The 12,019-nt window shown below is 70.9% G+C and carries 10 protein-coding genes; 7 read left to right on the top strand and 3 right to left on the bottom strand.

What is annotated here, in order from left to right:
- Nucleotides 1–6: 6 nt before the first annotated feature.
- The 7 genes from AB0I22_RS00310 to AB0I22_RS00280 all read left to right on the top strand — a co-directional run bounded on the left by AB0I22_RS00310 (nucleotide 7) and on the right by AB0I22_RS00280 (nucleotide 8,121).
- On the top strand, nucleotides 7–207 hold the full coding sequence (locus AB0I22_RS00310) for a DUF397 domain-containing protein (protein WP_363128334.1): 201 nt from the start codon (nucleotides 7–9) through the stop codon (nucleotides 205–207).
- Nucleotides 208–234: 27 nt separating this feature from the next.
- Nucleotides 235–444 carry a DUF397 domain-containing protein gene (locus tag AB0I22_RS00305; protein ID WP_363128333.1) on the top strand — a complete coding sequence of 70 codons (210 nt, stop codon included), beginning with the start codon at nucleotides 235–237 and terminating at the stop codon, nucleotides 442–444.
- Nucleotides 445–752: 308 nt separating this feature from the next.
- Nucleotides 753–2,192, top strand: a complete 1,440-nt coding sequence (locus tag AB0I22_RS00300; RefSeq protein ID WP_363128332.1) for a histidine kinase — start codon at nucleotides 753–755, stop codon at nucleotides 2,190–2,192.
- Nucleotides 2,193–2,242: 50 nt separating this feature from the next.
- The gene (locus tag AB0I22_RS00295; RefSeq protein ID WP_363128691.1) at nucleotides 2,243–2,920 is read left to right on the top strand and encodes a response regulator transcription factor; all 678 of its coding nucleotides are present in this window, start codon (nucleotides 2,243–2,245) and stop codon (nucleotides 2,918–2,920) included.
- A gap of 294 nt (nucleotides 2,921–3,214) precedes the next feature.
- A complete protein-coding gene (locus AB0I22_RS00290; RefSeq protein WP_363128331.1) occupies nucleotides 3,215–4,030 on the top strand; it encodes an ABC transporter ATP-binding protein in 816 nt (271 codons plus the stop codon).
- A gap of 115 nt (nucleotides 4,031–4,145) precedes the next feature.
- Nucleotides 4,146–6,716, top strand: coding sequence for an FtsX-like permease family protein (locus AB0I22_RS00285; protein WP_363128330.1), 2,571 nt, complete (start codon nucleotides 4,146–4,148; stop codon nucleotides 6,714–6,716).
- A 442-nt stretch (nucleotides 6,717–7,158) separates the two neighbouring features.
- Nucleotides 7,159–8,121, top strand: coding sequence for a hypothetical protein (locus AB0I22_RS00280; protein WP_363128329.1), 963 nt, complete (start codon nucleotides 7,159–7,161; stop codon nucleotides 8,119–8,121).
- Between the two features lie 92 nt (nucleotides 8,122–8,213).
- Here AB0I22_RS00280 and AB0I22_RS00275 read toward each other — a convergent pair whose 3' ends face one another.
- From AB0I22_RS00275 to AB0I22_RS00265, 3 genes are all read right to left on the bottom strand, one after another.
- Entirely contained in the window at nucleotides 8,214–8,708 is a 495-nt protein-coding gene (locus tag AB0I22_RS00275) for a MarR family winged helix-turn-helix transcriptional regulator (protein ID WP_363128328.1), read from the bottom strand.
- Between the two features lie 103 nt (nucleotides 8,709–8,811).
- Nucleotides 8,812–9,390 carry a Uma2 family endonuclease gene (locus AB0I22_RS00270; RefSeq protein ID WP_363128327.1) on the bottom strand — a complete coding sequence of 193 codons (579 nt, stop codon included), beginning with the start codon at nucleotides 9,388–9,390 and terminating at the stop codon, nucleotides 8,812–8,814.
- A 150-nt stretch (nucleotides 9,391–9,540) separates the two neighbouring features.
- A complete protein-coding gene (locus AB0I22_RS00265; RefSeq protein ID WP_363128326.1) occupies nucleotides 9,541–11,805 on the bottom strand; it encodes a (Fe-S)-binding protein in 2,265 nt (754 codons plus the stop codon).
- Between the last annotated feature and the right edge of the window lie 214 nt (nucleotides 11,806–12,019).

The following is a 12,019-nucleotide window of genomic DNA, read 5'->3' as shown; positions in this document are numbered from 1 at the left end:
AGGCAGATGACCAGGACCATCGGGTGGCAGAAGTCTTCTTTTTCGGGCGGGGGTGAGGGGGCGAACTGCCTTGAATTGGCCAGCGTCGAAGAAATGGTGTGGCTCCGTGAGAGTGACGCCCCCGGCGACGTCATTGCCGTCACTCCGGCTGCGCTTCGCGCGCTTCTGCGGACCGTAAAGGCCGGCGAGTCAGGCCGCCTCGCCTGAGGTGGCTGAGCTGTGAGGAGCGAGGAAATGGCAAGGGCCGCGAAATGGCAGAAGTCCTCCTTCTCGGGCGGCGACGACGGGGACAACTGCCTTGAACTGGCTGCCGTCGACGGCATGGTGTGGCTCCGTGAGAGTGACGCCCCCAGCGACGTCATCGCCGCCACCCCGGCCGCCCTCCGCGCGCTGCTGCGGGCCGTAAAGGCGGGCCAGGCAGGCCAGGCGGGCCACCGCGCATAGGGACGGTCGGCTCTGCCGAAAGGCAGAGGGGCGGATCGGTCCTGAGGTCCATGTTTGCGTGCCCGTAGCGTTCGATACTGGGTGGCGTGCCCCTTACCAGCCGTTTCCGCCGTTCCGTCCGTCCTCCGCCGGGGGCCGTGGGGCGGGGCGTGGCGGAGACGGTCGGGGTGGCGGTTGCCGCGTTGTGGCTGTTGGCGGTTGCGCGGGGGCTGTGGAATCTGCCGCACGTCTGGTTTCAGGTGGGTGCGGTCGGGGTCGCGGTGGGGCTCTTTCCGTTGCGGCGGCGCGGGGCCGATGCCGTACTAGCCGTGCTCGCCGTTCTTGCCGGGGCGGCGCCCGTGGTCGGTCCGGTGCTGGCGGCGACGGCGTACACGGTGGCGCTCGGCACGGTTCGGCCGCGCCACCGGACCCGGCGGCTCGGGGGCGCGAGCTTGCTGGTCATGGCGTCGGGGCTGGCGACCGGCTCTTCGGTCGGTGCGGGGACGGCCGTCTACGGGCTGGAGCTCGGGGTGGTGCTGGCGGCGACGGCCGTGGTGGTGCCGGGGCTGGTCGGAACGGTGTACGGGCAGCAGGCGCGGTTGTTGCGGGCGCTGCGCGAACGCGGTGACGAGGCCGAGCGGGCGCGCCGGTTCGCGGACAGTGAGGCCCGTACCCAGGAGCGGGCCCGGATCGCCGCCGAGATGCACGATCTGGTGGGCCACCGGCTCAGCCTCGTCTCGCTGCACGCCGGCGGCCTGGAACTCGCCCTCGACCGGGCCGCGCCGGAGCTGCGCGAGGAGGCCGTGCTCGTCCGGCGGGCCACTCGGGACGCGATGGGCGAACTGCGGCAGGCGCTCGGGGTGCTCGGCCCGCTCGGGCGGGACACGGGCCCGGACGCGCTCACCGACGCGACCGGCACCCGGGCGGACGTCGAGGCGCTGGTAGCGGAGTCCCGGGACGGCGGGATCGGCGTACGGCTGGAGTGGAGCGGCCTTGACCTCGACGGATGCCCGGCGCGGGTGCGGCGCGCGGTGCACCGGGTGGTGCGGGAGGCGCTGACGAACGTACATCGGTACGCGACGGCCGCCCATGTCGCCGTGCGGGTCGAGCACGACGACCGGACGGTGCGGGTGACGGTCCGCAATGGGGCGCCGCCCGCTCCGTCCGGCGCACCGTCCGAGGCCGGTACGGGGCGCGGGCTGACCGGCCTGCGTGAGCGGGTCGAACTGCTCGGCGGCACCTTCGAGGCCGACGCGCTGCCGTCCGGCGGGTTCCAGGTGATCGCGGCCATCCCGGCGGAACCGGACGACGCAGCCGCCGGGAACCAGTTCGGGGGCGGCGGCGCGAGGGCTTCCGTGTCGGCCGCGAGCGACGACGCCGCGGCGCTGTCGCGCGGGCCGCGCACCGCCAGGGTGCTGACGTTCGGCCTCGGGACGGCGGGGCTGTGGGTGCTGATGGCGCTCGCGATCGCCTTGGTGTACGGCCAGCCGAGGCATTTGACCCCGCCTCCGAAGCCGCGCCTCGGGATGTCGTACCAGGAGCTGAAGGGGGTCTTCGACAGCGCGGCCGAACGCGCCGCGGCCACCGGGCACGAACCGCCGCGACCCAGCGGTACGGCGGGCTGCGTCTACCCGCCCGCCGGCCGTGACCCCCGGCCCGGCGAGTTCGCCGTCACCCGGTACTGCTTCGACGCCTCGTCGCATCTCATCTCCATCGACCGCTTCACCGTCCCGTCCGTACGGGACGCCTCGCCCTGGGAGACCCCGTGACCGAGCCTGTCCGGATGACGGAACCTGTTCGGATGACCGAGCCCGTCCGGATGACCGAGCCCGTACAACCGATCCGTGTCCTGCTCGCCGACGACGAGGCGATGATCCGGCACGGGGTGCGGCTGATCCTGCGGCACGCCGACGGCATCGACGTGGTCGCCGAGGCCGCCGACGGGCACCGGGCGGTCGAGGAGGCCGCCGCGCACCGCCCGGACGTCGCCCTGGTGGACATCCGGATGCCCGGTTGCGACGGGCTCGCCGCGATCCGGCCGCTGCTCGCGCTCGACCCGGCGCCGCGTGTGGTGATGCTGACGACCTTCGGCGACGAGGAGAACGTGCTGCGGGCGCTGCGGGACGGCGCCGCGGGGTTCCTGCTCAAGGACGAGGGGCCGCAGGAACTGATCAGCGCGGTCCGCGCCGCGGCGGCCGGCGACGCGGTGCTTTCGCCCGGGGTCACCGGGTCGGTGATCGCCCGGATGCTGCGCGGCGGCGCGTCGCGCGCCGACGACCCGGCCGCGCGGGACGAACGGATCGCGCGGCTCACCGGGCGCGAGCGGGAGGTGCTGGCGATGCTCGGCGAGGGGCTGTCCAACCAGGACGTCGCGGAACGGCTGGCCATCGGCATCGGGACCGTGAAGACGCACGTGGGCGCGATCCTGGAGAAGACCGGATCGACGAGCCGGGTGCAGGCGGCCCTCCTCGCGCACCGTGCCGGGCTGTGTCCCTGACAATCCCGTCCCCTGGTCTCCGGCTGTTCGGCACTATGCGGCGTGAGCGCGTGTGGGGCGCGTTCGGCCGGCACTCTCCCGGCAGTGCCGCGGGCCCGACCAACGGCAGAGAACGGGTCGGCGGAGGTCTGCCGAAAGGCAGGGGCGGGCGGCTCGTACTCTCCTCTTCGGCAGAGCTCAACTACCGCCTGCGGAACGACTTTTCCGCAGGTTGGAGGCGTGAGGCTGGGTACGTCCCCCCAGCCCGCGCGTCGGCCGCGGGCCGCCGTCCCCAGGCCCCCAGGCGGAGTCCTCATGTCGCAGATGTTCGTTTCCCGCGGAGCTTCCGGTGCTCCTGGTTCTCCCGGTTCTCCCGGTGCCCACGGCACCGGATCGGCCGCCCGCGCCACCGATCTGACCAAGACGTACGGGAAGGGCGAGACCCAGGTCACCGCGTTGGACTCGGTGTCCGTGGAGTTCGCGCGGGCGCGGTTCACCGCGGTCATGGGGCCGTCCGGGTCCGGTAAATCGACGCTGATGCACTGCATGGCGGGCCTCGACCCGGCGACCTCGGGTTCGGCCCGGATCGGCGATGTGGAACTGGCCTCGCTGAACGACCGTCAACTCACCGAGCTGCGGCGGGAGAAGGTCGGCTTCGTCTTCCAGGGGTTCAACCTGCTGCCCACCCTGACCGCGCTGGAGAACATGACGCTCCCGCTGCGCCTCGCCGGCCGGCGGCCCGACGCGGCCTGGCTGGACACCGTCGTCGCCACCGTGGGGCTCGCCGGACGCCTCGCGCACCGCCCGGCCCAGCTCTCCGGCGGCCAGCAGCAGCGCGTCGCCGTCGCCCGCGCGCTGGTGTCCCGTCCGGAGATCGTGTTCGCCGACGAGCCGACCGGCAACCTCGACTCCCGTTCCGGCGCCGAGGTGTTGGGCTTCCTGGGCGATTCGGTGCGGGAACTGGGGCAGACGGTGGTGATGGTGACCCACGACCCGGTCGCCGCCGCGCACGCCGACCGGGTGGTCTTCCTCGCCGACGGCCGGCTGGTGGACGAGCTGTACGAGCCGACCGCCGACGCCGTGCTCGACCGGATGCTCGCGTTCGAGGCCCAGGGCCACCGCGCCCGCTGACCGTACGGCCGTTCCTCCCCCCCGTACGCCGCTTCCCCGCCCCATCCTCGTACGACCCCTCGTACGACTCCCCGTACGCCTTCCCGCGCGTCTCCCCATACATCGAAAGCCCACCATGCTGCGAACAGCCCTGCGCAACGTTCTCGCGCACAAGGCCCGTCTGATCATGACCGTGCTCGCGGTCTGCCTCGGTGTCGCGTTCATCTCCGGATCTCTGGTCTTCGCCGACTCCACCACCGCCGCCTACCGCGCCTCCATGTCCAAGAACTACGCGGACATCGCCGTGAGCGTGATCCCGAAATTCCGTCCGGGCGACGCCGTCGGCGAGGAGTACGGAGCTATGGACGACGCTCTGGCGCGGAAGCTGTCCGCCGTTCCCGGCGTCGCCTCCGTCCGCCCGGAGGCGGACGGTTCGGCCACCCTGGCCGCCAAGGACGGCACGCCGATGCACGGCGACAGCCCGGCGGGCGGGTCCGGGGCCGCCTACGTACCGGGCCCGGACGGCGAGGACAGCCGCTACCCGTTGACGGCGGGCCGCGCTCCGCGCGACAGGGGGGAGGTCGCGCTGGACCGAGGGACCGCGGCGGCCGGCGGCTACTCCCTCGGCGACACCGTCACGCTCGCCGTGGACGGGCCGGTCCTCAAGCCGCGCCTGGTGGGGCTGGTGTCCACCAAGGACGGCAAGGTGAACGCCGGGGGCACCACCCTGGCGCTGTTCGACATGGCCACCGCCCAGAAGCTGTTCACCGCGCCGGGGCGCTACAGCGGGATGGACCTGACCGCCACGCCGGGCACCGACCAGTTCCAACTGTCCGAACGGGTCGCCGCCGTGCTGCCGGCCGGCCGCGCCGAGGCCACCACCGCTGCCGGCCTGGCCGACCAGCAGTCCCTCTTCATCGGGACCAAGACGAAGAGCTACGAGCGCCTTCCGCTGCTCTTCGCCGCCGTCTCGCTGTTCATCGGCACGTTCCTCATCGTCAACACCTTCACCATGCTCGTGGCGCGCCGCGGTCGCGAGATCGCACTGCTGCGGGCGATCGGCGCCACCCGCCGCCAGGTGGTCCGCTCGGTCCTCGCCGAGGCGGCCCTGGTCGGGGTCGCCGCGTCCGTACTCGGGTTCGTACTGGGCCTGGGCGTGGCCACGGTGCTGCCGCACGTACTGGAGACGTCCGGCGAGCCGCTGCCCAGCGGGCCGTTGGTGATCGGCCCGACCGCGGTCCTCGCCTCGCTCGCCGTGGGCGTCGGCGTCACCGTGCTCGCCGCCTGGCTGCCGTCGCGCCGCGCGGCGCGGATCGCGCCCGTCGAGGCGATGCGTACGGCCGAACAGCCGCCGTCCGCCGTGGCCGCCCGTGTCCGCGGCGCGGTCGGCCTGGTCCTGGCCGTCGTGGGCGTGGGGCTGCTGTTCTCACTGAGCGGCGCGACGAGCGCCACCGATGCCAACCTGCAAACCGCGATGTTCGGTTGCGGCATCCTCGTGGCCGGTCTGATCGTGCTGGCCCCGCTGCTCGCCGGCCCGGTGATCCGCGTCTTCGGCCGGCTCCTCACCCGCTTCGGCGCCGTGGGCGATCTCGCCCGCGAGAACACGCTGCGCGATCCGCGCCGTACCGCCGCCACCGCCGTCGCCCTGATGATCAGTACGGCGCTGGTCTCCGGCCTCGCCGTCGTGAACCAGTCCACGAGCGAGGCCCTGGACGCCCAGGCCGCCGCCGGACTGAGCGCGGACTACGTCATCAGCACCCGCTCCACCACCACCGCCGTCGACTCCGCCGCCGTCCGGCGGGTCGCCGACGTGCCCGGCGTACGGACCGCCTCCGCCGTGGCCGACTCCACCATCGCCGCCGGGCCCCACGTCAAGAGCGTCTCCGGGGTCGACCCGAAGACCGTGGACGACGTGATGGGGCTCCACTACCTGAGCGGCTCCGCCAAGGACCTCGGACCCGGCAAGCTCGCCGTCTCCCGCAGCTTCGCCCGCGACCACCACGTCACCACCGGCCGGCAGGTCAAGGCGAGCATCGGTCCCGGAACCGGCGACCGGGACGAGCTCTACACCGTCGTCGGCGTCTACCAGGACAACCCCACCGCCGAGGACGTCCTCGGCTACCGCGCCGACGTGCAGAAACACGGCTACCTGCGCGACTCCGTGCAGCGCGTCCTGGTCCGCACCGCCGACGGCGCGGTCTCCAAGGACCTGGAGAAGCGCCTGCGCGCGGCCGTGGGCGGCAGCCCGCTGCTGAAGGTCCAAAGCCGTGCCCAGCTCGTCCGGGAGCAGGCCGGGGTCGCCGGCGAACTGATGACCATGGTGTTCGGGCTGCTCGCCATCGGCGTACTGATCTCCGCGCTCGGCATGGTCAACACCCTCGCCATGTCGGTCTCCGAGCGCACCCGCGAGATCGGGGTCCTGCGCGCCATCGGCATGGACCGCTCCGGCGTCCGGCGCATGATCCGCCTGGAGGCCGTCTGCGTCGCCGCCTTCGGCACCCTGCTCGGGCTGGCCGGCGGGCTGTTCGGGGCGTGGAAGGTCAGCGGGCTGGCCAACGGCGCGATCCCGCAGTACTCCTTCGCCCTCCCCTGGGGCACCCTCGCCCTCGTGGTCCTGCTCTCCCTCGCCGTCGGCGCGGTCGCGTCCGCCCTGCCCGCCCGGCGGGCCGCTGCCCTCAGCCCGTTGGAGGCTGTGGCGGAGGTGTAGAGGGGGACGGGTGACGGGGTGGTCGGTTCGGTGCGGTCGTGGTCAGGGCGTTGTGCAGTTGGCCCAGTTCGTCGTCGGCCAGAGGGTTGATGAGCATGGGCGGTCCTCGGGGTCGTCCGGCCGGAGGCCGAGGGCACGCCGGACTCCGTCGGCATCGTGCTCGTACCCATGGACGAACTGGCAGTCGAGCACACCTGGTTCGTGGCCGGCATACGCGGGACCGCGTCGAACACGCCCGTCGAACACGCCCGTCGACTCCGCCCACCTGACGCCGGATGCAATGCGCGGATGCGATGCCCGTTTATGCGATGCCCGAATGCTATGGGGTGATGGCAGTGGGCGTGGGGCGTGCGGGGCAGTAGGTTCGGTGGGCGATGGGCCGCGGGCGGTGCGGCGCCCGGCCCGGTCGCATCCCCACGCGTTGCTACGAGACGAGGTCCTCGTGAGCCGTAGACACTCCCCCCGCCTGCTGACCGTCTGTCTTGTCCTGGCCCTCGGGTCGGGCACCGCGGCCGTGTCCGGAACCGCGTCGGCCGGTCCCGCGCCCGCTTCCGGTTCCGGTTCCGCCGAGCCCTACTGCTACGGCGAACCGTCGCAGCCGAACGCCGACGTCGGCGACCTGAAGGCGGCCTTCAACTCCTCGAACTGGATGCGGACTCTCCAGGCCGTGTACAAGCGGCGCTGGCCCAGCGGGGAGGCGCTGGCGGTCGCGCAGGCGAAGGACAAGTACTGGGACCAGTTCGTGAACAAGCGGAGCTTCGAGGGGTTCGCCGAGTCGATGATGGTGGCGATCCACGAGGAGACCCACATGTGGGACCTCGACCCGTCCCGGACCAAGTGGGACGTCAGCATCGCGGCGTGGATCAACGGCGGACAGCAGGCGCTGACGGTGCCGGTGCACGGCGGCTTCCCCCGCAAGGAGATCCTGCCGCTGATCAAGGACAGGCTCTCCGCCTCCATGGACGACATCTACCTGCGGGACAGCACGCAGGGTTCGTACCTGCTCCAGGGGGTGCTGGCGGAGCAGAACGCCGGGCTGACGGGGCTGCCCGCGGTGACGGTGCTCCAGGAGTACATCAAGGGGGTCGGCGCCAGTAACGCCCGCGACATCGCCGCCACCAACCTGCGCTACCTGCTGCTCTACTTGCGCGTCGCCAAGGACCGGCACCCCGACTACTGGGCCAAGATCAAGGCCGAGCCCAAGCTGCGCGACCTGGTCCTGACGCAGTTCCTGCGGACGGCCTACTGGCTGGACAAGTCCGCGCCCTACACCGGCAAGCTGGGCAGCAAGGACGCCGACAAGATCACGGCGACGAATTACGCGCCGGAGAACATCGCCATCGTGGAGGAGTTCACCGGGCGCAAGGTGCGCGTGGACGCGCAGAAACACTGCACTGCTGCCTGAGATATCGCCCTGAGACATCGCTCTGAGAGGTCGTCCTGAGAGCTCGCCGCAGACGACGCGCCCGGCGACCACAGCCCGCCGGGCGCGCCCCGTCAACGCAGCGCGTCCACACCACCCATATTGCGGATCATGCGGCGGAGGACCTTGAGGGCGGCCACGTACTCCTCGTCGCTGATGCCGTCGTGCATCTCGGCGCGGAGGTCTATGACGAGCTGCTTGATACGGGCCTTGGCGGCGCGGCCCGCGTCGGTGAGCCGGAAGCGGCCGTCCTCGCCGGCGGCCAGCCACTCCTGGTGGAGGAGCAGATCCACCGAGCGCGAGATCTCGTACGGACCGTCGGCGACGCTCGCGAGCCGGTCGGCCAGCTCCTCGCGCGTCTGGCCGTTCGGGCTGCTGTCCACCTGGTTGAGGATCCACCACTGCGGCTGAGTGATCCCCTGTCGCGCCATCGCGTCACGGAGGTGCTTGATGACCGCTTGGTGCGCGACCCCGCTCCAGTACCCGATCGGCTGCGAGGCGAGAACCTCGTCCGTTGCGTCCGGGTCGGCGGGCGAAGGGGCGGCTACGGGGGCTACGGGCGTCGTCATGAGGCTTCACCTTCACGGTCGGCTCGGGAGCAACCCGAGCGCGTCTCGCGCTCGTTCGCGATGAGCTGTTACGACCACGCTAAAAGTTGAACCAAGGTTTAAGTCAAGAGGCGTGCCGGGGGCCGTACAGCGGCAGTTCCGACGTATCGATCGTCCACGGCCCGACAGCCGCCTTGTCCCCGAACGCGTAGTCGTGGCGGGCCCGGTAGCGGTGCCGGCCGTCGCCGCCGACGCCCGGGTCGGACATGACCGCGACGGTCCCCTCGCGCGGATCGACCACCACGTACAGAGGGACGCCCATGGCCCCGTAGCCGCGCGTCTTCCACGCGTACTCGTCGATGTGCGCGGAAGGAGCGACGATCTCCCCGGCCAGCAGCAGGTCCCGAGGGCGGAAGCCGCCCGGCGTGTCCATCGCGGCCACCGGAAGGACGATGAGATCCGGGCTGCACAGGATGCCGAGCGAGGCGTCTTCCACACCTCCGCCCGTATGGGCCGCCAGGCCGTCCGCGACCTGCTGGTCCAGCTGGCGCCGCAGCTTCCAGGCCGTCAGCTCATGGGTGCCCGATCGGGGCATCATCAGGATCAGGTGGCTGCCTCTGATCTCCATGCCCCGTACGGCATCGGGAGCGTGCTGAAGGAGTTCGTCGGCGGCGGCGCGCGCCTTGGCGTAGGCGTAGTTCACGATCCGAACTCCGTCCGTCGGGCGTGGGCTCAGTGCGTGCACATCGTCGCACCCGCCTACGACAACGGCCGGTCCCCGCCATGTGCGAGGACCGGCCGTCGAGGCGTACGTACGCACGTACCGCCCGCGTGCTCCGTTATGTCACTTACGTCACTTCACCGGCGCCGGCTCCGGCTCGTCCGTCTTCTCCGGTTCGTCCGCCGGGTCCGCCGGGGTCTTGACCGACTCCAGCAGCAGTTGGGCGACGTCCACGACCTGGATGGACTCCTTGGCCTTGCCGTCGTTCTTCTTGCCGTTGACCGAGTCGGTCAGCATGACGAGGCAGAAGGGGCAGGCGGTGGAGACGATGTCCGGGTTGAGGGAGAGGGCCTCGTCCACGCGCTCGTTGTTGACGCGCTTGCCGATGCGCTCTTCCATCCACATGCGCGCGCCGCCCGCGCCGCAGCAGAAGCCGCGCTCCTTGTGGCGGTGCATCTCCTCGTTGCGCAGGCCCGGCACCTTGGCGATGATCTCGCGCGGCGGCGTGTAGACCTTGTTGTGGCGGCCGAGGTAGCACGGGTCGTGGTACGTGATCAGGCCCTCGACCGGCGTCACCGGGACGAGCTTGCCCTCGTCCACGAGGTGCTGGAGCAGCTGGGTGTGGTGGATGACCTCGTACTCGCCGCCGAGCTGCGGGTACTCGTTGGCGATCGTGTTGAAGCAGTGCGGGCAGGTCGCGACGATCTTCTTCTTGGACTTCTCGACCTTCACGCCTTCCTCGGCGTCCTCGCCGAAGGCCATGTTCAGCATTTCCACGTTCTGCTGACCGAGCTGCTGGAAGAGGAACTCGTTGCCCAGCCGGCGCGCCGAGTCGCCGGTGCACGCCTCGTCGCCGCCCATGATGGCGAACTTGACGCCCGCGATGTTGAGCAGTTCGGCGAACGCCTTCGTCGTCTTCTTGGCGCGGTCCTCCAGGGCGCCCGCGCAGCCGACCCAGTAGAGGTAATCGACCTCGGTGAGGTCCTCGACGTCCTTGCCGACGACCGGGATGTCGAAATCGACCTCCTTGGTCCACGCCAGCCGCTGCTTCTTGGCGAGCCCCCAGGGGTTGCCCTTCTTCTCCAGGTTCTTGAGCATCGTGCCCGCCTCGGACGGGAAGGAGCTCTCGATCATCACCTGGTAGCGGCGCATGTCGACGATGTGGTCGATGTGCTCGATGTCGACCGGGCACTGCTCCACGCACGCCCCGCACGTGGTGCAGGACCACAGGACGTCGGGGTCGATGACGCCGTTCTCCTCCAGCGTGCCGATCAGGGGGCGTTCGGCCTCGGCGAGGGCCGCCGCGGGCACGTCCGCGAGCTGTTCCGCGGTCGCCTTCTCGTTGCCCTCCTCGTCCTTGCCGCCGCCCGCGAGCAGGTACGGGGCCTTGGCGTGGGCGTGGTCGCGGAGCGCCATGACCAGGAGCTTGGGGGAGAGCGGCTTGCCGGTGTTCCAGGCGGGGCACTGCGACTGGCAGCGGCCGCACTCGGTGCAGGTGGAGAAGTCGAGGATGCCCTTCCAGGAGAAGTGCTCGATCTGCGAGACGCCGAACTGGGCGTTCTCGTCCGGGTCCTCGAAGTCGATCGGCACGCCGTCGCTGACCATCGGCTGGAGCGCGCCGAGCGCGACGTCGCCGTCCGCCTCGCGCTTGAACCAGATGTTGGGGAAGGCGAGGAAGCGGTGCCAGGCCACGCCCATGTCGGTCTTGAGCGCGACCGTGATCATCCAGATGAAGGACGTCGCGATCTTGATCATCGCGAAGAGGTAGGTGAGGTTCTGCAGCGCCCCGAGGCTCATCCCCTTGAAGGCGGCGACCAGCGGGTACGTGGCGAAGAACGAGGCTTCGTAGCCGTCCACGTGGTGCTGGGCGCCCTCCAGGGCGTGCAGCGTCAGGATGCAGACGCCGACGATGAGGATGACGGCCTCGACGAAGTACGCCTGGCCGAAGTTGGAGCCCGCGAAGCGGGACTTGCGGCCCGCGTCGCCGGGGCGGCTGAGCTGCCGGATGACGATCAGGGTCAGGATGCCGAGCGTCGTCATCAGGCCGAGGAACTCGACGAAGACGTTGTACGGGGCCCAGTCGCCGATGACCGGGAGGATCCAGTCCGCCTTGAAGAGCTGGCCGATGGCGTTGACGATCGTCAGGAGCAGCGAGAAGAAGCCCACGGCCACGAACCAGTGCGCCACGCCGACGACGCCCCAGCGGTTCATGCGGGTGTGGCCGAGGAATTCCTTGGCCACGGTGATGGTGCGCTGCTTGGGGTCGTCGGTCCGGGAGCCGGCGGGTACGGGTTGGCCGAGCCTCACGAAGCGGTAGATCTGCGCGATGGCACGGCCGAACAGCGCGACGCCCACCACGATGAGGACCAGCGACACGATGATCGCGGCGAGTTGCATGGGATGGCTCCTCGGGCCTGCGAGAGCGGGGACTACTGGATAGCGGGGACTACTGGGGAGCACCGGGGACTGCCGGTGACCACCGGGATTACTAAGCAGTAACTTTTTGGGTCTGCGCTGAGGTTACCCAGTATCAGCGGCACCATGAAGCCGCCCGGCCGGTGATCTGTGTCGCCCAGTGGACCCTTCCTGTGGCTGCTCCTGCGTCTTCCCG

Origin of the sequence: Streptomyces sp. NPDC050610, assembly GCF_040654875.1 — a bacterium.
Classification (GTDB): Bacteria; Actinomycetota; Actinomycetes; order Streptomycetales; family Streptomycetaceae; genus Streptomyces.
The sequence above is the reverse complement of the archived record's forward strand: the minus strand, read 5'-3'. Positions and strand labels throughout refer to the sequence as shown.